Annotated in this window: 25 protein-coding genes and 2 pseudogenes; 19 read left to right on the top strand and 8 right to left on the bottom strand. The window is 46.0% G+C overall.

Going from position 1 to position 24,154, the window contains the following annotated elements; genetic code table 11:
* Positions 1-26 precede the first annotated feature (26 nt).
* From ACQ86N_RS02615 to ACQ86N_RS02580, 8 genes and pseudogenes are all read right to left on the bottom strand, one after another.
* Entirely contained in the window at positions 27-746 is a 720-nt protein-coding gene (locus ACQ86N_RS02615) for a RagB/SusD family nutrient uptake outer membrane protein (protein ID WP_431217955.1), read from the bottom strand.
* Positions 732-860 (bottom strand): annotated as a pseudogene (locus ACQ86N_RS02610) (hypothetical protein); the annotation flags it as partial. The pseudogene ACQ86N_RS02610 and the gene ACQ86N_RS02615, both read right to left, overlap by 15 nt.
* Positions 861-888: 28 nt before the next feature.
* Positions 889-1,392, bottom strand: a complete 504-nt coding sequence (locus ACQ86N_RS02605) for a RagB/SusD family nutrient uptake outer membrane protein (protein ID WP_431213811.1) — start codon at positions 1,390-1,392, stop codon at positions 889-891.
* A 14-nt stretch (positions 1,393-1,406) separates the two neighbouring features.
* A complete protein-coding gene (locus tag ACQ86N_RS02600) occupies positions 1,407-3,959 on the bottom strand; it encodes a SusC/RagA family TonB-linked outer membrane protein (RefSeq protein ID WP_431213810.1) in 2,553 nt (850 codons plus the stop codon).
* Complete coding sequence (locus ACQ86N_RS02595; RefSeq protein WP_431213809.1) at positions 3,859-4,668, bottom strand: carboxypeptidase-like regulatory domain-containing protein; 810 nt, start codon at positions 4,666-4,668, stop codon at positions 3,859-3,861. Before ACQ86N_RS02595 ends, ACQ86N_RS02600 begins: the two co-directional genes overlap by 101 nt.
* Before the next feature lie 206 nt (positions 4,669-4,874).
* Positions 4,875-5,585, bottom strand: a complete 711-nt coding sequence (locus ACQ86N_RS02590; RefSeq protein ID WP_431213808.1) for a FecR family protein — start codon at positions 5,583-5,585, stop codon at positions 4,875-4,877.
* A gap of 89 nt (positions 5,586-5,674) precedes the next feature.
* Positions 5,675-6,103, bottom strand: a complete 429-nt coding sequence (locus tag ACQ86N_RS02585; RefSeq protein ID WP_431213807.1) for a hypothetical protein — start codon at positions 6,101-6,103, stop codon at positions 5,675-5,677.
* A 119-nt stretch (positions 6,104-6,222) separates the two neighbouring features.
* Positions 6,223-6,813, bottom strand: coding sequence for an RNA polymerase sigma factor (locus ACQ86N_RS02580; protein WP_431213806.1), 591 nt, complete (start codon positions 6,811-6,813; stop codon positions 6,223-6,225).
* A 190-nt stretch (positions 6,814-7,003) separates the two neighbouring features.
* On the opposite strand from ACQ86N_RS02580, the gene ACQ86N_RS02575 reads away from it, so the two are divergent.
* From ACQ86N_RS02575 to traK, 19 genes and pseudogenes are all read left to right on the top strand, one after another.
* Entirely contained in the window at positions 7,004-7,363 is a 360-nt protein-coding gene (locus tag ACQ86N_RS02575; protein ID WP_431213805.1) for a helix-turn-helix transcriptional regulator, read from the top strand.
* A 52-nt stretch (positions 7,364-7,415) separates the two neighbouring features.
* A complete protein-coding gene (locus ACQ86N_RS02570) occupies positions 7,416-7,820 on the top strand; it encodes a helix-turn-helix domain-containing protein (protein ID WP_431213804.1) in 405 nt (134 codons plus the stop codon).
* A gap of 46 nt (positions 7,821-7,866) precedes the next feature.
* Entirely contained in the window at positions 7,867-8,832 is a 966-nt protein-coding gene (locus tag ACQ86N_RS02565) for an AAA family ATPase (protein WP_431213803.1), read from the top strand.
* A gap of 60 nt (positions 8,833-8,892) precedes the next feature.
* Positions 8,893-9,351, top strand: coding sequence for a hypothetical protein (locus tag ACQ86N_RS02560; RefSeq protein ID WP_431213802.1), 459 nt, complete (start codon positions 8,893-8,895; stop codon positions 9,349-9,351).
* A 616-nt stretch (positions 9,352-9,967) separates the two neighbouring features.
* The gene (locus tag ACQ86N_RS02555; RefSeq protein ID WP_431213801.1) at positions 9,968-10,561 is read left to right on the top strand and encodes a hypothetical protein; all 594 of its coding nucleotides are present in this window, start codon (positions 9,968-9,970) and stop codon (positions 10,559-10,561) included.
* A gap of 954 nt (positions 10,562-11,515) precedes the next feature.
* Positions 11,516-12,715 carry a hypothetical protein gene (locus tag ACQ86N_RS02550; RefSeq protein ID WP_431213800.1) on the top strand — a complete coding sequence of 400 codons (1,200 nt, stop codon included), beginning with the start codon at positions 11,516-11,518 and terminating at the stop codon, positions 12,713-12,715.
* Positions 12,716-12,733: 18 nt separating this feature from the next.
* Complete coding sequence (locus tag ACQ86N_RS02545; protein ID WP_431213799.1) at positions 12,734-13,780, top strand: hypothetical protein; 1,047 nt, start codon at positions 12,734-12,736, stop codon at positions 13,778-13,780.
* A complete protein-coding gene (locus ACQ86N_RS02540; protein WP_431213798.1) occupies positions 13,780-14,223 on the top strand; it encodes a hypothetical protein in 444 nt (147 codons plus the stop codon). Before ACQ86N_RS02545 ends, ACQ86N_RS02540 begins: the two co-directional genes overlap by 1 nt.
* 82 nt (positions 14,224-14,305) lie before the next feature.
* Positions 14,306-15,307, top strand: a complete 1,002-nt coding sequence (locus ACQ86N_RS02535) for a hypothetical protein (RefSeq protein ID WP_431213797.1) — start codon at positions 14,306-14,308, stop codon at positions 15,305-15,307.
* Positions 15,308-15,493: 186 nt separating this feature from the next.
* Complete coding sequence (locus ACQ86N_RS02530) at positions 15,494-15,997, top strand: hypothetical protein (RefSeq protein ID WP_431213796.1); 504 nt, start codon at positions 15,494-15,496, stop codon at positions 15,995-15,997.
* Positions 15,948-16,658 (top strand): hypothetical protein, encoded by a 711-nt coding sequence (locus ACQ86N_RS02525; protein WP_431213795.1) that lies wholly within the window; start codon positions 15,948-15,950, stop codon positions 16,656-16,658. Before ACQ86N_RS02530 ends, ACQ86N_RS02525 begins: the two co-directional genes overlap by 50 nt.
* A gap of 741 nt (positions 16,659-17,399) precedes the next feature.
* On the top strand, positions 17,400-17,696 hold the full coding sequence (locus ACQ86N_RS02520; RefSeq protein ID WP_431213794.1) for a DUF4134 domain-containing protein: 297 nt from the start codon (positions 17,400-17,402) through the stop codon (positions 17,694-17,696).
* A gap of 11 nt (positions 17,697-17,707) precedes the next feature.
* Positions 17,708-18,025 carry a DUF4133 domain-containing protein gene (locus ACQ86N_RS02515; RefSeq protein ID WP_431213793.1) on the top strand — a complete coding sequence of 106 codons (318 nt, stop codon included), beginning with the start codon at positions 17,708-17,710 and terminating at the stop codon, positions 18,023-18,025.
* A gap of 5 nt (positions 18,026-18,030) precedes the next feature.
* Positions 18,031-20,500, top strand: a pseudogene (locus ACQ86N_RS02510) (TraG family conjugative transposon ATPase).
* A gap of 3 nt (positions 20,501-20,503) precedes the next feature.
* Positions 20,504-21,172, top strand: a complete 669-nt coding sequence (locus ACQ86N_RS02505; protein ID WP_431213792.1) for a conjugal transfer protein TraI — start codon at positions 20,504-20,506, stop codon at positions 21,170-21,172.
* Between the two features lie 123 nt (positions 21,173-21,295).
* On the top strand, positions 21,296-21,829 hold the full coding sequence (locus ACQ86N_RS02500) for a hypothetical protein (protein ID WP_431213791.1): 534 nt from the start codon (positions 21,296-21,298) through the stop codon (positions 21,827-21,829).
* Between the two features lie 144 nt (positions 21,830-21,973).
* Positions 21,974-22,468: a TerB family tellurite resistance protein gene (locus ACQ86N_RS02495; protein WP_431213790.1), complete on the top strand. Its 495-nt coding sequence runs from the start codon at positions 21,974-21,976 to the stop codon at positions 22,466-22,468.
* Positions 22,469-22,785: 317 nt separating this feature from the next.
* The gene (locus ACQ86N_RS02490; protein WP_431213789.1) at positions 22,786-23,523 is read left to right on the top strand and encodes a hypothetical protein; all 738 of its coding nucleotides are present in this window, start codon (positions 22,786-22,788) and stop codon (positions 23,521-23,523) included.
* 12 nt (positions 23,524-23,535) lie between these two features.
* Complete coding sequence (gene traK, locus ACQ86N_RS02485; RefSeq protein ID WP_431213788.1) at positions 23,536-24,153, top strand: conjugative transposon protein TraK; 618 nt, start codon at positions 23,536-23,538, stop codon at positions 24,151-24,153.
* Position 24,154 lies beyond the last annotated feature (1 nt).

The raw sequence follows: 24,154 nt of genomic DNA, 5'->3' as shown, positions 1-24,154 counted from the left end.
TTATAAAGAGATTTCATGACGTTAAATTAATAGCCGGTATTTTGAATCAAATTTGAATTTGCGGTCATTTCTACCAAAGGAATTGGATAAAGTGTGTCATTTGGTGACCAGGTATTAGGCTTGATGATAGACATGATAGTGTTAACTTCCGCAGTCCTTTTCAAATCAAACCATCTATGACCCCATTCGGAAAATAGCTCGACTCGCCTTTCCTTTGCTAGCGCATTCAAAAGATCCACGGAAGTTTGAGCTGAGTTCGCTTGCAGCCCAGCACGGAACCGAATCACATTGAGATCAGAGATACCTTGAGTTATTTTATTCTCATTAGCATATGCTTCAGCTCGAATCAAATATTGCTCAGCAAGTCTTTCTGTTACCAAATACTCCGGATTTGTCGTGTTGATACTTTTATTTTTGTATTTGAATGGATAATAGTAAGTGGCACCTCCATTAAGAGTCGTTCCCATCCAAAAGGTAACCCTATGGTCTCCAGATTCGACATTGATTAAAAAGTCATTGGTAAATGCAAAATTCGGCAATTGGGAGTTGGGAATAAACGTGGCTCCAATATCAGTATAACCATTTGGCGTTGCAAATTGCAATATTGTTTCAGGGCTAGTCTTCTGAAAAACATTGCTTAATGAGGTATTTATAGAATATGTGCCACTGTTTATTACCTGTGATGAGTACTGAATCGCGCTATCGTACTGCCTTTGATAAAGATAGACACGAGCAAGCAGCGCCATGGCGGCATATTTATTTGCCCTCGATCGATCAGTTGTGATATAATTGATCCCGAGCAATATTGAAGAGTTAGTCAAGTCGTTGATTATTGATTTATATACCGAATCTGTTGAAGTTCTCGGCTTAGTTGAAGATGCGGTAACATCAGAAAAAGTTAATCAAAGGGACTCGACCAAAAAGGTTAACAAGATTGAAATACATAAATGCTCGCATAAATAAAGCCTCTCCTGAATATTGTGCTTTAGCGCCTGATGAAACAGCCTGCGCTTGTTCAATGTTCTCCAAAAAAGCATTGGCTTGATAAATTACATTATAGGAAAAACTCCAAATATTCTCAATATAAGTATCAGCAGAAGAAATATTATTTGTCGCGTATGATATATATGCCGTATTGGTGGAATAGCTCTTTAACTCGTCGGCGGTAAGTGCCGGCAACAAAGTTGGCAAAAAATCGAAACTAGTGCCATTTATAATTTTAGCATACATCCCAAGAATCACAGCATTTGCTGACTCATCGGACGTAAGTACATTTGCATTTGTAATTTGGCTAATTGGCGGTTGAACAGACACCAATTTCTCACAAGAAAATAAAATAACTAAAATGCTTGCTAAGAAAATTGCCCAACACGATTTACTAATATTAAACATAAAATATAATATAATTACTGAGTTACTTGAATTCCGAATACGAGGGTTCTTAACTGAGGCGCGATTAATGTCCCTGCCGGATTCTCTGGATCTGTACCAGTATATTTAGTCAGCGTGAAAAGGTTTTGACCCTCGGCAAAAAACCTAAGACGGGCTAGATGAACCTTACTAAGAATGCCTTGATCAAAAGAGTAGGATAAACTCGCGCTTTTCAACCTTACATATGACGCATCCCCCCAAAAACGACTTGAAGAAAACCAGGCTTGATACGCTTGTGCCGACACTGGTTCATATATCGTAGTGGAGGATCTTGGCACAGAAGTAATTTGACCCGGATGTGTCCATCGATCCATGCTTTCCGGAGGCATATAACCAGTAAATCCTGCCATTCCTGGCCAATAAGAAGGGTAGGCCCCTTGCTGCTTTACAAACTGAATTGTAAATCCGAATTCAAATCCCCGATACGAAAAAGTATTAGATAATCCCCCGTAAAAATCTGGCATTGTCTTTCCTAAGACAACATAGTCCGCAAAATAAGCCGGGGAAACCGTATCTTGTCCTTTACTTGTTCTGAATTCAGGTAGACCATTTGAAGCATTGATACCATCAAAAGCAAATCCTTTCTTTATAGATAGTGATTGTCCAACCACATAGGTGTTTTTATACGAACTGGTTGTCAAGTTCGGATACGACACAAGTACATTTTTTATAAAAGAAATATTTCCAGTCGTAGACCAAGTAAAATGCTTGCTCTTAATAATTACCGAGGTAAAGGAAAATTCCTCTCCCGAATTCTGTACTGTCGCGGGAAGATTTGCCTGATAGCTAGAGAATCCTGTCTGCGTTGGCAGTGGATAACCTGTTAATTGGTTATTACTCCTGTTTCTAAACCACGCAGCCGTAATTAAAATCCGATCTCTCAAAAACCCCAATTCTATTGCTCCTTCTAATTTCTTCGTTACTTCCCAACTGTAATTGGGATTTGCGAGCCGAGATGGAGCCAAGGAACTTGTAGACTGGTACGTGGAGTTGGTGCTGTATGTTGCTAGATACTGGTAGTCGGCAATTTGGTCATTCCCGACCGTACCGTAGCTTCCCCTGATTTTACCAAAACTTAACCAAGGAAAGGGATTTTTGACAAATTTCTCATTTGAAAATACCCAGGCCACGCCTAAAGCACCAAAATTCCCATATTTCCGCCCAGGGCCGAAACGAGATGATCCATCTCTTCTAAAACTAGCGTTTACAATATATCTATCCGAGAAATCATAAGTTGTGCGACCAAATACAGAAGCATACTTATACTGAGTATATGATGATTGAGGTGCCGGAAATGTAGCTATACTACCCGCCGCGCCAATATTTTGAAGTAAGGCTTCATTGCTATAATTCTGTCCGGCTATTATAGATCCTTGTGTAAATTGATATTGATAGCTACCCCCACCAAGAAGCGTTATTTTATGCTTCTGTATCTTTTTGCTGTATTCGGCTTGAGGTTCGGCGATAAAAGAGGATATTGAGTTATTTGCGTATATGGCCTTGTTCACAGGGTTGTAGGCTGGGTTTGATGATTCCAATGGATAAATTGTTGTACCGTTTATATAGACCTTGTTGTATCCTGCATCAATCTTAATCTTTAAAGCATTCAGGAGCGTATAACTCAACATACCATTTGCGAACATATTCTGGGTTGAGGCCTTGCTCGTCTCTTTCATAATGCCAAGATAATTGGAAGTCGCCCAGTTCAGCTTTCCAGTGCTATCGTAAAGAGGGTAATTCGGGTAGTAATTAAATGATGCAATACTCTGACCAAGAGTATTATTTACGTCGGCGGAATAGCTCGCCGAAAAAGTCGCATTAAATTTGCCGTCAATCGAATTGTGATCTACCGAAAGATGGCCACCACCCCTCGAATAGTTATACGACCCTGGAAAGATCGTCCCCTCCTTAAAGTAGTTTCCATTGAAAAGGAATCGCGTTCCTGCTGTGCCGCCAGAAAGACTAATATCTGCGTTTGTTATATTCGATGTACTTCCGAGGATCTTCTTTTGGTAATCGACTGATTTGGTAGAGTCCCAGACAAATAATTCAGGCGCAATAGTTGGTGTAGGTGTTACCTTGTCGTTGACATACGCCTCACGATCCAACTGCAGGAACTGAGTGGTGTTCAGTCCTTTTACAATATGAGTTGCGGCCTGCCATCCTTGATAGACTTTTACATCCCCCGCTGTCTTGCCGATCGAGCCGTGTTTGGTGGTGATGAGTATAACCCCATTGGCTCCCCTTGATCCATAAATGGCAGTAGCATCCGCATCCTTCAGTACCTCTACACTTTCGATATCAGAAGGGTTGAGACTGCTGAAGGGGCTTAGTAAGCCGCTGGCATTGGTGTAGCCAGCAATGACGTTGCTAGCGCCATTAACTGTAGTATTGTTATTAAGCGCATAGCCAGAAAAGGGAATCCCGTCAATAATGTAGAGCGGAACGGTGCCGGCCGCGACCGAGCCAATACCGCGAAAGCTGGACATTCGTAAATGTTCCGGGAAGGCCCCGGCCGCTTTGGACAAACAGGCCGGGCACTTTTCCCGCCAAGGCATTGATAGGATTGTCTAATGGTTGGTCACTTATTGTTTTGCCGTCCACCCGAACGGCGCTTCCTGTATTGGTGCGCTGCGTCGTCTTGCCGTAGGCAACAATTTGGATCTCATCCAAAGGGCTCGCTGAGCGGATCAAGACGACGTTGAGGTATGTCTGGTTAGTAAATTTGATCTCTCGGGCGAGGTACCCGGTAAAGGTCACCTGGATCACGTCTCCTGCACGGAGTCCAGTCAGTTGGAAAGCGCCGTTTGCGTCCGTCTGGATGCCACGTTTGGCTCCTCGGAGTTGGATGGAGGCACCGGCGAGGGGACTGCCTAAAGAATCGCCTACTTTCCCACGAATGCCTACGGCCCGGTCCACAAAAGCATTTCCGCTTTTGTTCTCCTGCTTTTTCTGTACATAGATGTACTGCTCTTCCCTGGAATAATCGACTGGTTGGTCTTTGAATATGACACTCAACACAGTTTCTACCGGTGCCTTCTGGACAGAAAGGCTAATTCTCTTCGTTCCCACGAGTTCTTCGTTGGTATACACAAACCGGTAAGGGGTCTGTGATTGGATTCTAGCAAAAACAGTGTCCAGGGAAGCATTGTTGACGGAGAGGGTAATCGACTGGGCATATGTGTCTCGGGCCAGTGCCATGCAGGCTAACAGGAGGTAAAGTACAAGTTTGTTCATGCGACGGGTTTTTAGAAATGCTACCAATCCCGGGCATGCCTTTTTGCCAAATGCGGTCAAAAGCATAGTTTTGTTTTGTTTGGGTTAACTAATGATCGATTCTCGCAAGGAATTTGTAAAGGGGTTAACTCAGACATCTGACCGAGGATTGCTAGTAACAGTCCTCGGTATTCTTTTTTAACCCCTGCTCAACTGGTTTTTCTAGGTTAATTCGTTACCGTTATTTTATTGGGTTCCATTCGAAAATGGACCTGTTTGGTTTGCTCCAGCATATGGACCAATTTGGATACGGGCACATCCCGGGAAATGCTGGCGTTGAAGTGGTTTGTTTCCGTTGTCTCATTGTTGATGGGGACGTCGTACCACCGACTGATCTGTGCCAGGACCTGCTCTAGCGGGGTGCCTTCGAAAGCAAAGAGGCCGTCTTTCCAGGCTAGAACGGTTGATAGGTTGGCCGACACAACCTTCAACTGTCCTCCGGTTCTTGTTACCTGAGCCTGCTGGCCAGGCCGCAGGATTTGCGCCGGTTGCTTTCCGCCCAACGCGGTCGGTATCACATTGACGGCTCCTTCAGCCAGCGTAATTTGTATGGTTTTCGTTTCCGGATAGGTGTTCACATTAAAACGTGTACCGAGCACCTCTGTCGTGACGCCTTCTGCCTGCACGATAAACGGCCGATGGGCATCCTCTGTCACTTCGAAATACCCCTCCCCGGACAATTCTACTTTCCGGTCCTTGCCTGTGAAGGTCGTTGGATATTTCAAATAGGAATCAGCATTCAACCAAACCTTTGTGCCATCCGATAATCTGAGTTGATACTGACCTCCCCGTGGCACTCGCAGGATATTGATCGCTGGCTCTGTTGTGGGGTTCGAAGTACCAGTTTCATATACCAGCCGATCGCTGTCATCCTTCATTACAAATGCCCCCCTGGGTAGCCAGCATGCCCTTAGCGGCGCTGTCTAATTGCCGGCAGGTACCATCCGCAAGTGTTAATGTGGCCTTGTTACTTCCTGGTGGAAGATCTTTCGCCGCCCATTCTCCCCCCAGCTTTGTTCGAAGGTGAATTTTTGTTTTGCATATTCACCCATAAGATCAATACCCCAATCAACAAACAAGCAGCGGCCACATAGGGCCATATACGCCTGAATAATGAAGGGCGCGGCGGCTCCGTGAACTGCAAGCTGCTTTTGACATGCTGCAGCAGTTCGTCCGGCCGGCTTTTTTGGAACTCTGCCTTTCCCGCCTCCAGAATTGCCGGATCCGTCAATTCTTCGAACAGGCGCTGGTTCTCCATGCTTGCCGTCACCCAATCGTCTAGCTCCCCGTGTTCCTCTGGAGAAAGGCGGTCCTGCAAGAAACCTGAGATCAGAAAAGCGATCCGGTACGCCTGCTGATCTGCGTTATCCGATGAAAGGGACGTCTCCTTTTTCATACTAGTAAGATAAAGAATAAAATCGGTGAATGGACCGATACCCTGAGATGCAAAAATGGTCTAAAAGGTAAAAAGAAAGGGAAAATAAATTTCCTCTACACAAAAACCTGTAGGAGTCCTTACCGGTAGCAATGATACATAAAGAGTGTGAATCCAAAGGTGAGGAAGTCAGGCAACTGCTTGCGTAGGAGTTTCAATCCCCTACCCTTCTGGACTTTGACATTACCCTGGCTGATTTGCATTGTTTGCGCTACTTCCCGAGTATTTTTGCCTTCTATAAAAAGGGAGATTACCTGCCGGCATTGCGGGGGCAAGGTCTCGACAACTGCACTGAGTTCTCGGATTACTTCGGCCCGGATCAGATCCTCCAGTTTACTCCGTTGGTTGTCCGGCTCCTCTTGTTGGGAGCTAAGATCCTTCGCTTGTTTGCGATTTTCACGCCGCAGCCATTGGAGACTATCGTTACGGACTGTCGTATACAAGTAAGATTTCAGCACGACAAATTGATAGAATTGGGTACGCCGCTCCCAAATTTTGACAAAGGCCTCCTGGACAATATCTTCGGCCGCGGGCCAATCCCTTGTTAACCTCGCACTATACCCACATAAGACGGGACACAAGGCTTTAAAAACCTGGGTAAAGCTTTCGTCCCGGCCTTGCCGGAAGCCCGTAAGTAGTTCTGTTTCTGTATATTTGCCACCTTCCCGCATCTTTCAAGCCACGGCTTTGCTAGAATCAATTGCCCTTAGGCCCGTTTGATTGAACCGGTCAGACGAAATAAAGGGAATCCCCAAAAATATCCTCCGTTATCCAGTTGACTTTTACCAATATTTAGTTGACTTTTACTATCTTTATAATTAAATCTTATTTCATGACTTCTGAATCTTCCAGCTTTGCCGATTGGCAAAAAAATTGAAAAGAATCCGCGTTTATTTGGGTATGAAGCAGGAAACTTTGGCCGCTACTCTTGGTATTACGCAACAGGCGGTATCCCATATCGAGCAACAAGAAATGATCGAAGAAAGTTTATTGGGGCAGATTGCGGAGGCGATGGGTGTGAGTCCTGAAGTGATAAGAGATTTTGATGAAGAGAAGGCCATTTATAATATAAGCAATTATAATTACCAGGATGCTACCATTTCCGAAGGCGCTACTGCAATCGTTCAACAGCTTAATCCCATAGAAAAAATCGTGGAATTATATGAACGGCTTTTGAAGAGTGAACGAGAAAAGATAGAAATTTTAATGGACAAGAAATAGGTGTCATATTTATAAAATAATCTACCGGTCGTCCGGTTAAACGTAATGCAATATGGAAACAGTCGATTATACAAACCAATTACACATGGGCCGAAAAATTGAACGTATCCGCCGGTTACGTGGCATGACCCAGACTGAATTGGGTACTGCTCTCGGCATTACCAAACAAGCAGTATCCAAAATGGAACAGACCGAGAAAATTGAGGACGGCAAGTTGAAAACTGTTGCCGATGCGTTAGGCGTAACGGAAGAAGGACTTAAAAGTTTCAATGAAGAGAATGTATTATACAACACTTATAATTTCTATGAAAATAGCGGCGTGAATGCCGCTTCAATAGGAGCGCACAATATAGAAACCCTAAATAACTTCCCCATTGAAAAAACCATCGAGCTTTTTGAAAAATTACTTGAAAAAGAAAGATTAAAATATGAAAAGGTGAAGGGTGCTAAAAAATAAAACTTTTATTCCGTAGCACCACTATAAATAAGGTTAGATAATCAGCATGGAAAAATTAATTGTCAAAAATTTTGGGCCCATTGTAGACGCCGAGCTGCTCATCAAGGATATCAATATATTCATTGGCACTACTTCCAGTGGGAAAAGTACCGTCGCAAAATTGGTGGCTATTCTTAAAGGTCCTGTTTTTCGCGCGAATCCAGATCGATCACTTTTCCTAAAATCGCTGGTAGATTACAATATCCCTTATGCCTTTGTCCAAGGTACATCTATTCGTTATGAAAATGGTGATTCCGTGTTCGAAATTGCCGGGCAATTCTTTACAACTAACTGGTCTGTTTATCCACCTCCTGCCGACGAGCCTATCTACGTTCCAGCAGAACGGGTCTTTTTCCCCACTTTTTCGCAATCTATTTTTAGCTTGATTAGCAATAATGTTGCCCTGCCCAAATCGTTAGTCGATTTTGGCGCCAAATTTGAAACCGCCCGTAAATCCTTTCTAAACCATTCGGTTGATTTTTTAGGAGTGGAATATGTGTACGAAGGCAATACCGATTATGTCCGAGTATCTGACCAAGTAAAAATCAAACTTTCCGAAGCTTCCAGCGGACTGCAATCCGTGATTCCTCTTTTCCTGGTTGTCTCTTATTACACCCTTGTAAAGGGTGACCTTGAAAACTTGTTTGTCATCGAAGAGCCAGAAATAAATCTCTATCCCTCTTCTCAAAAAGAGTTGGTTGATTTTTTGATCAGCCGCATTAAAGAAGCGCATGACAAACTCATTATTACCACCCATAGCCCCTACTTGTTAACAGCTATCGATAATCTGATCCAGGCCGATAATGTTGTCAAAGAAAATAGCGCTGCTGCGACTGAAGCAGTAGCAGATCTAATTCCAACTGCCCGCTGGATCAACTTTGATCAAGTATCCTGCTATTATTTTGATAGAGGAACCTGCAGATCTACCCCTGGATACGGAGATGCGTTCCATCGGTCCTTCCAACATCGATGATGTATCCACTACTCTTAGTGATACCTTTGAAAAATTACTTGCACTAAAATATCCTACCTGATGTCCTGTACTGCATTACAACAACTATTAGACCCCTCCAATGCCGATTTCGAAGTTTGCTTTTCAACGTCTTCCGCTGCTCAGGAGCATGGCAAGAAATTCCGTTTCGAAAACAATGGTATGAAGGCCATTTGTCGCGTAAAAGTGGACGGCTGTCTGATCACCAGCCAACAGACGAAAAAATGTGACTACCTATTCGCTGTCCGGGAAGATAAAGCTTATTACCTGGTTGAGTTAAAAGGTATAAACATAGATAATGCTGTCGCTCAGATCATTCAGACCTTTGATATAGTCAATGCCAAAGTCAAGGCGACACCTCTAAGCTATACCGGTGTCATCGTTTCCAGTAGTGTACCGGCTGCGGCGGAGCAACGGTTTCGACGATTGCAGGAAAAGGTATATCGGGAAAAGCATTTACGGATCAAGAAGACCCATGTTCACCATATAGAAAGGATATAAAGGGTAGACGAGACGTGGGGACGGCTGCAGAAAACTCTGCTGGTCCCCCAAGCTTTCCTAAATACTTCCGATTGCCAACTCCATGTTTCCGATCAGTATGGCAAAATTTAATAGCTTTAACTAACGTCGGCCTATCTATCTGGTCCGGGCTCTGATTAGTAGCTCTTTTTAACCTTAAAAGGAGCATTATGTTACCCTCCCAAGCAGAAATCGATGGCGCTTATGCCGTAAAGCTATTCCTCGACTATTGTCCGAACAGGCAGTTATCCACGGAAGATCTGGCACAACATGCCGGCCTAACCATCCCCCAACTGCAAGTTGCCTTCCTGCATCTGTTCCATATATCATTACAATCCTATCGAGTGAAGCAATTGCAGCCCCTCTCCCTCGCATTCCCATCAGTCTAAGCGTTGTTAGATTCTGTTGTCCTTCAGCAACCGATAGCGCCCGGTCTAAAGAAATAGCTCCATATCTGAACTGTTAATGGCTACCTGACCTAGCTTTCCTTTTTTACCAACACCTTTTTACCTTTTGCCAACTTTTTTCCTCTAAATAGTAGGTGGTCATATTGTTCTATTTTCTAATTTGGACATCATGTCCAATAAACCTGTCAATTATGAAATCCTTTCTTTTTGCCTGCGGGCTGTTCACAACTTTTCTTGTTTTCAGATTTGATCAGTCATCTGCCCAGGATTCGACTGCAATGTCATTTTCTTCTCCCTTTGATTCTATATCTCTGACCGAGGTAAAAGTGGTGGGACAGGTGGAGACTGGCGTAGTCGATATTACTGTGCAGGTCCGGAATAGTTACCAAAAATTAGCTCAGCTCAACTTTGGCTCCGGCTCTTATTCCGATTTCGGCATCCTGGATGACAAAGGGGTTCGTTACGCACTCTTTCATAGCGAGCGGCTGGAAACAGCCGCCCAAGCGAATCAAGGCTATTCGCCCATTTCTGCGCTCCAATTCGGAAAGGATAAGCGGACCATCCTCAATCTGGTTCACGACACGCTGGCTGCCGACGGTACTAAGTTGCTTTGGATCCGGTTGGGAAAGGTGAACAAGACTACGCGCGTGATCCGTGAAGCCCACTTGCTCTGTACCCTACAACTGAATTATATGGTATATGGGCAAAAGCAGTTCATCATCAAAAATGCGCCGATCGACTGGGTGCAAACGAAAAAGGTAAGTTCCGTCCACGGCCGTTCGTAAATTCATGGACTTCCCATAGTTGCTGCACACCCCATCACTATCGTTGAACGGAATGCGTCGCAACGATGTTGCTCTTCCTCCGTCCGCCGGTACCCCCGAATTCTCTTCTCCCTGCCTACCGCCAATAAAAAAAGCCCGGGGTCCAATCCGGGCTGGTTTCAACCATTAAACCTTATCCTATAAAAAAAGCTTTGTTAATTGAAAAGGACAAAGCACACATTATTTAGTAAAAGGTGATTGTCAATGAAAAGGTAAAAAAAGTATCTGGGAAAAAACCATTTGGGTGCATGAAAATGTCTATTTGCCAATAATAAGTTCCCTTCTGCCAACTACAGGGAAAACTGTAGCGAGCCTAGATTCTTGGCGGTTAGATCATTCGACGGTTCACCGCACTCTCGCAGCAGTTCGGTTCTTTGCCGTCCTCCTGGGGCAAATCCCCCTCGAGGCGGACTTCGGGGGATGGAATGACCGTTAGAACAGTAATCTCGGTCTCCGCCCTTCGGAAAATAGGCTGAAGCACAAAAACTCTAACAATTTACCCGGAATAACAGAGGCTCAGAAATACAGCAGCCCATAAGAAAATGTTGGATATTCAGGTAAGGGAAAATTTTTAAGATATCTGAATATTTATCTATATTGCCCAGAGAATACCCTTACACCTTAGACTATTGAAAATGCCGAACGCCCCTATTACCAGCACAGTTTTAAATATCTATTTACATAGATATATACGATGGAATCTGCTTGTCTGGTGGACTATCTTTTTTACTCCCTGCCTACCCATTTCGGCAATTGCACAAGGCCCAATCAATTATAAGCTGTTTGATCTGTATCCTTCGGTGAAGATTCCGATGCCGGAGGTCGCCCGGATTCAGCCGGTCGTATCCTATAACAATTCTCCCGAAAAACAGAATACATTAAACAAACCGACTGATTACTTCCAGTTGCAAAACAATGCCGTCGAAGAACAAAACAGGAGGGTATTGCAACAACAAAATCTATTACCAGGGCCGGGAGGAAGCTGCTCAGGTTAGTCAGCAGGCCCAGATGGAAAGAGAGTTAATGGAGGAAGAGTTTTACCATAAAAATGAGGAGCACGCCATAGCCACGCGATCTTATCAACAGGCTTTCAGGGATATTACCGGGCTCAATCCGGACCATTTTTCCATTATCCGTGCGCAATATGATATTGAAAACGCCTACCTGGAAGGCGCTTTGCCCTACGATCAATTTGTACATGCCATCCAATTAAGGGCGATTCACGTAAAGCAAATATTGAAAGGTGAAGGACTTAGCGCTAAAAGTAATCTGGCCCTAAATTATGGCATTCAGCAATTGTATCAACACCCTAACTCCTTTTTAGACAGCATCCATCATACAACTATTACCGTACCGCCGTTTTCTTATCAATTTGAGGATTATAAGGGGGAGAAGGATTATGAAAATATCTTTACCGAGAAACTCATGCGGACAGGCAAAGGTCAATGTCTCTCGATGCCCCGTTTGTACTTAATGATCGCAGAACAACTGGGAGCGAAAGCCTGGCTATCCCTGGCTCCCCAACATTCATTCATCCAGTTTACAGACAGCAAAGGAAAGCTATTGAACTTTGAAACGACAAATGGTAATTTAGCATCCAGTTCCTGGTTAGCAAGTTCTGGTTTCATCAACGCCAAAGCAGTAAAAAACAAAAGTTACCTCGACACACTTTCTCAAAGACAGTTATATGCCGAGTGTCTGTCGGAATTGCTATTAGGATACCTGCAAAAATTTGATTATGACGACCTCGCGGAACAGATAAAACAAAGAATTCTGCAAATTGACCCTACTAATCTACGGGGACGGATCATAGATGCCGGCATCAAAAGACAAATTGCCTTTCAAAAAATAAAAGCCGCCGGCAGGCCTAAAGAATCCGATTTACACAACTTTCCGGATGCTTACAAGTCGTACTTAGACATGAAGGCAGCAATGGATAAAGTAGCCGATCTCGGCTATCAGGATATGCCACCAGAAGCCTATCAAGCGTGGCTAAAGTCCATTGAACAGGAAAAGAAAAAACAGGCCAACAGGGAATTGAACGGACGGATACAGCAAGAAATCGACCAATTAAAACGCCTGAAATCGACACTTAAACCCTCGAAAATTAACTGACATAAACCCCATTTAACCATGCACCGTCTTAAAGCCTTCCTAGCCTTTTTTCTGCTTATTGGCATCACCGCAAGCGCCCAGGAATATAACCCGTATCAATCCCTCGGAAAAAAGGCGAAGATCCTGACTGCCTCCAATGGAAAATTTGTCGAGGTGTTTGACTATGACAGTGTACAACGTATTGGCTCCATATTGTTTAATATAAATACGAAAAAAATAGTCCGGCTACTAAAAGCCCAGGAGACGTTTAAAAAATATTCGGATAATTCTTCCGCGAGTCGGTGGTGGAGCCCCGACCCGCTGGCTGATAAGATGACACAATGGAGCCCATATAACTTTGCCTACAATAATCCAATTAGATTTAATGACCCAGATGGGCGGGCTCCCTGGGACGACTATTATAGCAAGTCTGGAAAATATCTGGGCAGTGATGGTGCCAGTACAAATAATCAAAGAATTATAAGCGCAGATAAATTCGTGGATGTCGATAGTAAGAATGGGGGGACGACTTCAGCAGCCGCTACATCTGACCTTCAGGCAAACAGCAAGATTATTACCGTATCACTTCCCGGTGGACAATCAGAAGGCGACTATTTCAAAGGACTTTTTGCTGCGGGCAATGGCAATGGCCAAGACATTAACACTTATAAAGAGGAAACCGCTACCTTGCTATTGGATCCTGAAAAGGCCGTTTTAACTGTTTTTACAAATTCAGATAAAAATAATGGCCCGAACTTCTCGTTTGTAGATGATTCTAAAGTGCCTGGGCTGCAAGATGGTAGTCAAATTAAGATAGGAGACGCGCATACACATCAGGTTGCCGACCTTTCGGATGATCGAAATCGCGATGCTTCTAGTCAAATGGGAGGTGATGGCGCAAAGGCAAGGGCTGCCGGTCTCCCATTATTTACGATTGATTCTAAGAATGTTGATGCTTTCGTGCCTCGCAGCGGACCTATGGGAACATACGTAAAACCGATGGATAATATTGCCACTACTCCAGCTTTAAATAATAACAATTTCAGTATTTTACGGACAGCATTACAATATTTTGGAGGTAAATAATGATAAAACAAATTCTGATAATAGCATTATTCTGTGTCTGCATGTCTGCTGTTAAAGCACAACATGCCATCACTTACACGTTTGACAAAGCAGTAGTTGACACCTTACTAGGTGGAATCAATTGGTATGAAAAGATGTATCATAAGCCAGTAAAGGATTTAAAAATATACGCAATTCTTGTCGAAAGAGATGGCGATATTGAAATCTATTTGCAGGAATATTCGCCAATCCAGTTACCCGGCTTATTGGATGTCATTAAAAATTCCAGCCGATGGATTAAAATTAGTGATGATTTATTGATTCCACTAGTCTTTCCCGCCGATGTTCATAGTAAACAATTGCAGCAAGATAAAATTGCGATCTTACCATATAGTGGATACTATGTTAAAATCACATATGAACGCCTTAAGCTAAAATCCATAGAGACAAGAATTTTATTCTGATTGATATTAAAGTTTATGAAGGCTCAAGTCATTACTCTTTTTCTTTCCTTTCTAGGTTTTGCGCAGTTGGCGTTCTCCCAAAATGATACCATTAAAAGAATTTATGCCAACAGTTATGATAGCTCTGGTTTTTCTACTTAGAAGTAACAACCCAGCAACATTTAAGAAGGCAGTTTTTATTACGGAAAACTCCTTCACCATAAACCAGATGGAATATTCGAAATTCGATGAATATATTGGACAATTAACAGGCATTGTTAAAGCATGGATGAGCGCTAACCCTCTGAGAAATTATCCGTATTCTGACAGTGTTAACTTCCGGGAAAATCTGGCAATTTATAAGTTTCTGAAGGATACCATTTACTTCATTGATGGAAATCAAAAGACCTATAAGCTATTGCCATACAGTTATGATTTCACCGATTTTATTGGAAGAAGCGACTGGGGATATATGTTTATTACTAAGTTACTTGCTACTCATAAAGGAAACTGTCACAGCTTACCTTATCTCTACAAAATTCTCGCTGATGATATTGGAGCCTCCTGCTGGCTTGCCTTAGCACCCAATCACATTTACATTGAGAATCGTTGCAGGAAAATTGGATGGTACAATACAGAATTGACCAGTGGCAGTTTCCCCATCGATGCATGGATTATGGCTTCCGGCTATTTACCCCTGCAAGCCGTACAAAATGGAATTTACATGGACACCCTTAGCAATCAGCAATCCATCGCCCTTTGTGTACTGGATCTAGCCAAAGGATATGAACACAAGACCCATAATTATTACGATGGTTTTATTCTGAAATGCTGCGATCTTTCTCTGCAATATTTTCCGCTCAATGTCCAGGCCATGCTTCTAAAAGCGGAAACCCTTAAACGGATATATGAGAAGGAGAAACTGCAAAAGGCGTCAGCGGCAAAAGAGACCTACCATCAAATGGAACAACTTTATGTCAGATTGTTTGACTTGGGTTATAGGGAAATGCCCGATAAAATGTATCAGCAATGGCTGTTAAGCGTTGTAAAAGAGCGCGATAAATATTCGAACAAAAAACTGACAGATGCCATCCAAGCAAACTGAGTGGTTAATAATGCCAAAAACAAAAACGATCCTCGGCATCGACATCCATTTCATCCCTGAACTCATTGCCTACCTCGCTCCTCTTCATTAACTTCCGAACGCCAATTCCATTCTCCTAAATGCCAACAAATGCCATTTTATCTTTGTATCCCCTCCCAAGCCGTTGAACGATAATCTTAGCGCACTGTGGAGTACCAACTGGAACACCTGGAAACCTTGGTCGCGGAGGCGACCGATGTCCGTAAGGGCATTCAAGCGACTCTTACGCCTGACCAAAGTGCGGGATTACTGCAGGAAGCACTGACCGAGGTGGCGCAACTGCAATCACATATGGTCCAGCAAGTTTTCCAATGCAGCCGGAAAAAGGAGATCGAGCTCTTTATTCAGAACTATCAGGCAGCGATCACGGGTCTGCTCGACCAACTCTATGCACTGGCGGCAGGCAATGATCCGCCCGCTTTCGTGACGGCGCTCACTCCGGCGTTGTACCGGCTCCTGTCCTTCATCGAAGACCGGTTTTCGGCTTACTTTGATCTGACGGCTAAGGTGCCTGAAGGCTATTGGGAACTCGTGCGGCAAGAACTGGGAGCAGAACGCGGTCGACTGGCCGTGCCCCCTGGGGGACTCTCCCAACGGAAGATTGTACAACCAGGTCCTTCTTGGTCTCGATTTATTTATATCGAGACCTGACGAAGCGGTGGTCACCTATAAGGACATCCTCTTCTACCGGGAATTACTCTCGGAACTCCGGGACCTCTCTGCATGGCGAGATACCCCTAACGGCCTTTCCGGATTGGAGTGTCTTCTCCTGTACCTTAATTATAATGATAAAGTGATCGTCAATGTGCTAGTGAATCGGCTCTCCTCGCTTATCACCGGGCAAGAAGACGCCAACGATAAGATCGACATCATCCTTGTATATTCCAAAAGCATTCAGCAGCTTCAGTTCAAACCGGATAGTGCTCTCCACGTGAAACATCCGTCTTTAAAGACACAACTGCTCCAATGGCTGTCTGAAGAACTTTATTATCAGGAGCGAAAGATCAACCAATGGGCTGTCAACAACCCTCCAGTTCCCACATACAAATCCCCGACCTCCACCAAAGTCCTTTGCCACGCCACAGTTGACCAACTCGGCATCTTCTTCCGAGCTGCGGCGGACATCCAATTGCTGGATGCACCTTCCCAACGCCAGCTTTTCAATCAAATTAGCCCGTATTTAGCCACACCTCACAAAAAAGAGCTGTCCGGCGACAGCATGCGTTCCAAATCCTACAGTGCAGAAAAGAAGGATCTTGAGATCGTCAAAGACCTTCTCATGCAGTTATTCAAACAAGTAACCCGCTATTGATCAGTCTGTGATCAATCCGATTAACTGCTCTCCCTCCAGTAAATTCATCACTTCGTGTAAGACGTGTTGTGTAAATCCCGGTAATTGAAACCATCTATCCATCGGTAAATCCAACAGTGCTTGTAAGGTAGGAAGGTCATTAGTCTCCAACCAATGGATCAGCGAGCGGCTCATGGGAAGATCATGTACGCTTCGCTCCAGGTAAGAAAGATTTGAGTCCATGGCTTTGTTGGTACGCTAAGATACTAAGCCAAACCGCAACCTCCTCCAATTTAATCCCCTTTTTTTCCACTGCCAATACTTTCCATCTCAATGACTTCCAAGGGGTACAAGGACCCCGGGACTTGAAAAAGGGGTACTTCCGCGTCGTTTATTTGTGCCATACCAAGAATTAAAAAACATGCTGAAGCATCTTTCATGGCAACTGTATTTCGAGTGGATGGGAATGTTGGCTATCGCCTGGTATTGCTGGTTCGTTGTCCGATTTGTCCTTCCGCGAATGCAGCAACGCCGAGGGGCCAAAAAAGCAGCGAGAACCCGCTGCGCGAGAGGACTATTTCCCCAAGGAACAGACCGATTCTCCATTGAAAGATGAATAAGCGCTTCTCCACCCGCTTCCCGTGGTTATGGACTGTGGTGAAGGAGGAAGACGGGTGGAGCTTTTAGTCTTCTTCATTTCTTCATAAAAGCAACGTGTGTATGAAATCGTGTAGTGTGAATTGCTTTAACAGCAAAAGGGGGATGCTGCGTCCCGGCATTATTGCCATCAGCCTGGTCAAGAGCTCAATCAGTCTCGCCCAGGACGGAAACGCAGGTTTAAACGAAGCGAACACCCAGGTTCGAAGCTATTTCGCGGCCGGAGTGAATTTGATGTATGGTGTTGCCGCCATCGTGGCGATTGTCGGAGCGATCAAAGTCTATCAAAAATGGAGTGCGGGTGACGAGCAGACCGGTCGTGTTGCGGCGGCGTGGTTCGGCGCGTGCGTGTTCCTGGTGATCGTGAGCACCGTCATCAAATCCTTCTTCGGTATCACTTAAAGCAGACGACCATGTCCGACCTCATTTATACGATAAATAAAGGGATCAACAAGCCCATTGAATTTAAAGGATTGAAAGCACAGTACATCTGGTACCTCGGCGGCGGAGTCCTGGTCTTACTTATTGTATTCGCAGTCCTGTACATCGCCGGCTTAAACAGCTTTCTGTGCATCGGCGTCATAGGACTACTGGGGTTCGGGCTCTTTACCTGGATCTATCGGCTTAGCCGTGTCCATGGAGAACATGGCCTGATGAAACTACGGGCGAAGCGTTCGGTGCCCCCTGTGGTCAAATGCCGATCAAGGCAATTATTTAAGAAAATCAATTGAAGCGTATGGAACGAACATTGGAGGAGGTCTTTCCGCTACTAAGCGTGGAGCATGATTGTATCTTATCCCGGCAAGGTGACATTACTTTATGTTTTGAATTGACCCTTCCGGAAATCTTTACCCTGTCGAACAACGACATTGAAAACCTGCACCTGCTGATGGTCAAGGCCATCAAGGTCCTCCCCCAGCAAAGCGTCCTGCACAAGCAGGATTGGTTTATCCGACGGGAATTTAAACCGGATAGCAAGCTGGAGCGAACCTTTCTGTCCGCCAGCAGCGACGAGTTTTTTACCGACCGGCCATACCTTGATCATCGTTGCTATCTTTATCTTACCCGCAAGGCACCCGGTCGCCGGAATGCGACGTCGGCTTCCTCTACCCTCTTCAGAAAGAACCTGATCCCGCGGGAATTGCTGCAGCCTGCTTATCTACAGGACTTCCTGGACTGTTGTGGACAATTCGCGCATATTCTTAGCGATGGGGCCATGATACAGTTACGAAGACTGACAGAGGCAGAGTTGCTTAGCGATGCATCCCACGCCGGGATCATTGAACAGTATTGTTATCTGACCGAGGATCCTGACCGGCCCGTGATCCGGGATATCCATTTTGCCGACGGCATCCGGATTGGTGAGCAGCATGGTCAACTGTTCACGCTTGCAGATATCAATGACCTGCCGGAGAAGTGCGCACCGCATAAGCGATCTGATCGGTATTCAACGGATCGGACGACCTTTCCGATCGGCTTTGCCAGTGTGCTCGGCTCCCTACTACCCTGCAACCATGTTTATAATCAATTTATATTCATCGATGATGGGCCGGCCATCCTGAAAAAGCTGGAGAGCAAGCGGTTGCGGCTCCAGTCGCTGGCAGCCTATTCCCGGGAGAACGCGATCGCTCAGGAAGCGACCCATGCTTTCCTCAATGAAGCCATCAGCCAGCAACGGTTGCCTGTAAAGGCCCATTTCAACCTATTGGTTTGGGATTCGCAGGCGACCTCAATGAAAGACTTGCGCAACCAGGTGTCTACTGCCCTTGCCCAGTTGGACTGCGTACCGAAGCAAGAGCTGAGCGGTGCCGCGCAGATCCACTGGGCGGGCATCCCCGGGAATGCCGCTGACCTGCCGGTCAATGAGACTTTTGACACCTTCGCCGAGCAGGCGAGCTGTTTTCTGAACCTGGAGACCGGCTATCGTTCCGCTGCGGACCAGACAACGATTCGATTTGGCGACCGGCTGACCGGCCGTCCCGTTGAGGTCGATCTCTTTCATGGGCCACTCAAGAGCGGGGTGATTACGTCGCGTGGAATGTTCGTCTGCGGGAGCAGCGGCGGCGGGAAGAGCATGCTGTGCAATCACATTTTCCGCTCTTTGTATGATCAGGGTGCCCATATTGTCATCGTTGACATCGGAAATAGCTACCAGGGATTGTGTGCTTTGTTGGGAGGGTATTATTTCACCTATACGGAGGCGGACCCGATCCGGTTCAATCCCTTTTACCTTGGCAAAGGCGTAGTGCTCGATACCGAAAAAGGAAAGCCTAAAGGCGCTCCTGGTCACGCTCTGGAAACAAGAGCATGAAGAATACAATCGAAGCGAATATGTCGCGTTGTCGAACGCCTTACAAGGCTATTATTCCTTTCTGGAAATCCATCCGGACGTCTTCCCGTGTTTCAATACCTTTTATGAATATCTCCAGACGTCGTTTGTAGAAGAGCTACTCCGGGAAAAGGTCAAGGAAAAAGATTTTGATGTTGCCAATTTCCTGTACGTGCTTCGGCCGTACTATAAGAAAGGCGAATTTGATTTCCTCCTTAATGCCACGACTAATTTAGATCTCCTGACCGAACGTCTAGTGATATTCGAGTTGGACAACATTAAAGATCATGGGGTCCTGCTGCCCGTGGTAAGCCTGATTATCACGGAGATGGTGATCTCGAAGCTACGGAAGATCCCCGGCGTGCTCAAAGCATTCGCTATCGAGGAGGCCTGGAAGCCGATGACCCAGCGGGGTATGGCGCAGTTCATGCGGTACGCGTACAAAACCTTCCGGAAACTCCACGGCATCCCCATCGTCGTCACGCAGGAAGTGGATGATGTGATTAGTTCACCGATCATCAAGGAGGCGATCATCGGGAACTCGGACATTAAGATCCTGATGGACATGCGGAAATTCCTGAACAAGTTCGACGCGCTTCAAGCTACCCTGGGAATGTCCGAAAAGGCTAAGGCCATTCTGTTCTCCGTCAACCGCGCCAATGAACCGGGCCGGAAGTACCGGGAGTTCTACCCGGACCTGGGAGGACAGGTACAGAAGGTCTACCGGTTTGAGCCGTCCCCCGAGGAATATTATACCTACACCAGCGACCAGTCCGAAAAAATGCGGGTCCAGCAATATGCTACCGAGTTCGGTAGCTACGATCTGGGGATTCGCCACCTGGTCCAGCAACTATCCCTTTCCAACGTTAAACAATGATTTATGAGCCGATTACGGACCGCACTGGGATTCGCCCTGGTCATCACTTGCTACCCCTCTTCCAGTCATGCCCAAATATTGGAGATCATTCAAGCCGCGGTTACGAAGGTGATCGTCGCCATCGACCTCAAGGTGCAGCGACTGCAAGAAAATACCATTGAGCTCCAGGAGGCGCAGAAAAAAATCGAAAATACCCTGTCTCAGCTCAAGCTTAAGGAGATCGGTGATTGGGTACAGAAACAGAAGGACCTCTATGACAGTTATTTCAAGGAGTTGCAACAGGTGAAGACTTTTATAACCGAGTATCATGCGGTCAAAGACCTCATCTCAGAGGAATCGGCGATCGTCAGGGAATATCAGCAAGCCATGTCGCTCTTCCGGCAGGATAATCACTTCAGTTCCGCCGAGATCCAACACATGGAGGCGGTCTACCAGGGTATCCTCTCGACGGCCGGTCAACTCGTCGATCAGGTCACTACGGTGCTACAGGCGTTGGTCACCTCCATGACCGACGAGCAACGACTGCGGAAGATAGATGCTGCTGCCGCGCAGACTACAAAGGCCCATAATGATCTCCAGGCGTTTACGCGACAAAATCAAATTCTTAGCCTTCAACGCGCCCAGGATCAGGAGGATGCCGACCAGATCAAGCGCATGTATGATTTACCCTAAAAATTTATCGCCGGTATGAAATACTTACTGATTTCCCTATTGCTTTTGGCTCTCGGCCGCCCCTGCTTCGCGCAAACGTTCGACGAATGGTTCTCCCAAAAGAAAACCCAGATTAAATACCTGGTGACGCAGATCGCCGAACTGGAGCTGTACACAAAGGACCTGGAAAAGGGCTACCAGATCTCGCACGATGGTCTGTCTGTCATTAATGACATCCGCCACGGGGAGTTCGATCTCCATAATAATTATTTCAGTTCGCTGCTGACTGCTAATTCCGCGATCAGCAGTTCCAATACCGTATCAGCCTGCCGGCAGTTAATCCAATACGTCCAAAGCCAAATTTTAGTAGCGTCAAAAGCGGCTGGCAGCGGAAGTCTGCTTAACCCTCCTGAGCAGGCGTATGTGCGGGCTGTGCTCAGTAGTCTACAGGAAAAAACCTCGGAAGACGGCGCCGAGCTTAATCTGCTGACCGCGAGCGGTCATTACAGCTTACAGGACCAGCAGCGGCAGGCGAGGATCGATGAGGTAAAAACCCGGCTGGAAGATAAGTACGCTTTCATTAAATCCTTCTCCGCTCAACTGGGCCGGGTGTCCGGTAGCCGTTCGCAGGAATTGGATGAGGCGACAGGAATCAAAAATATGTACCTCTTAAAATAAGATGCAATGAAAAAGTGGCGATGGGTAATGGTGAGTCTCCTGCTGGGCACTGCAAGCGAGAAAAAGTTGGGCACAGGAACAGCAGATTGAACAGTTGGTCCTCGATATTGAAAAATTGACCGAATTAAAAAGATCCTGCAGGACATGAAGGATGGATATGACATCCTAACGCAGGGCTACAATGCGGTGCGGGACATATCCGAAGGGAATTTCAATCTCCATAAGGCATTTCTGGATGGCCTTCTGGTGGTGAGCCCCGCCGTCAAGAACTACATCAAGGTGGCACAGATCATCAATAATCAGTTGACCCTGGTAACGGAATATAAGTCGGCTTTCAGCCAACTAAAGAGCAGCGGCCAATTCAATCCCGATGAGATACTCTATATCGCCAAGGTCTACTCTCACCTGCTGGACGCCTCCCTTAACAATATCAGCGACCTGACGACTATTCTGACCGCGGGCAGTCTTCGGATGAGCGATGCGGAGCGACTGGCATCCATCGATCGGTTGGACCGGGATATGACGGAGAAGGTCTCTTTCCTACGAACATTTAATAACCAAACTGCTATGCTCGCCTTACAGCGGTCGAAGGAGCAGAATTCCATCCAAGGCATACAACATATGTACAATCAACCATAAACCATAATTATGAAGCTAGGGTTAAAAATTCTGCTGCTGGTCAGCGGACTGGTACCGCTTTGTCTGATCGCCAATGCACAGACGGATACTTGGTCCAGCAATATATCTGGGTTAAACAGTGTATTGGATCAGATCTATGAACAAATGTTGCCACTCTGTAGCGACCTGATTACCGTGGGGCGGGGGATAGCCGGGTTTGCAGCGCTTTTCTATATCGCCGCCCGGGTCTGGCGGCACCGGCGAACGCCGAGCCAATCGACCTATTCCCCTTATTTCGTCCTTTCGTGCTGGGATTTTGTATTACCATCTTTCCATCGGTGATCGGGCTCATCAACGGTCTGCTCCAGCCAACAGTTTCAGCCACAAATGCGATGGTCAACAACTCTGACCAGGCGATCGCCGCGTTGTTGAAGGAAAAGCAGGCGGCGATCCAACAGACTGATGCCTGGCAGATGTACGTCGGGGAGAGTGGCGAGGGCAACAGCGATAAATGGTACCAGTATACGCATCCCGATGATCCCAATCGGACAGACGAGGGCTGGCTCGCGAGCATCGGAGACGATGTCAAATTCGCTATGGCCAAGGCATCGTATAATTTCCGAAACGCGATCAAGGAGGTACTCGCCGAAGTACTTCAGCTCATTTTCGCTGCAGCGTCCCTCTGTATCAATACCATGCGGACGTTCAATCTCCTGCTGCTGGCAGTTATCGGCCCGCTTGTATTTGGCATTTCTGTATTCGATGGCCTTCAGCACACACTCCGCCATTGGCTGGCCCGCTACATCAATGTCTTCCTCTGGCTTCCCGTGGCGAATCTCTATGGCGCGATCATCGGTAAAATACAAGAGAATATGTTGAAGATCGATATCGCGCAGATCGGCTCTTCAGGCGATACGTTCTTTAGCCCGACCGACGCGGCCTATCTGATCTTCCTGATCATCGGAATCATCGGCTATACCAGCGTTCCGAGCGTGGCCAATCAGATCGTCCACGTCAGCAGCGACGGGTTGACACAGAAAGTTACGCGAGTCTTTCGCTCTTACCTCTTCAAATAAACTCCTCCTGCAATGTTCAGTCAACTAAAGCACCTCGATCACGCCTTCCGTTATGTTCGCCTCTTTTCGCTCATCATTATCGTCTTGTGTATGGGTCTGTGTGGATTTGTTCTGTACAAAAGCTACCAGCTAGCAGCGCTCACCCAAAGCAAGGTCTATATCCTTGCGAACGGCAAAGCGCTGGAGGCTCTGGCTGCCGATCGAAAGGAAAATATTGGGGTGGAAGCCAGGGATCATATAAGTCTTTTCCACAGTTATTTCTTCAATCTGGATCCCGATGATAAAAGCATTCAAGTCTCTTTGACAAAATCCCTTTATCTGGCGGACGAGTCGGCCAAACAGCAGTTTCAAAATCTCAAGGAGAGCGGCTACTACGCTAGCCTTATCGCCGGTAACATCAGCCAGCGGATCCAAGTCGACAGCATCGAACTCAATACGGTCAACTATCCCTACTATTTCCGGCTGTATGGTCGTCAGACAGTCCTTCGGGCCACCTCTGTTCTTCACCGACACCTCGTCACGGAAGGTTACCTGCGAAATGTGAACCGATCCGAGAACAATACGCATGGATTCCTGATCGAGAAATGGAAGACGCTCGACAACACCGACATCACAACAGAAAACCGTTAAT

Source organism: Puia sp. P3 (assembly GCF_050632245.1).
Classification (GTDB): Bacteria; Bacteroidota; Bacteroidia; order Chitinophagales; family Chitinophagaceae; genus Puia.
Note: the sequence above shows the minus strand (reverse complement) of the source record. Positions and strands in the feature narration are given on the sequence as shown.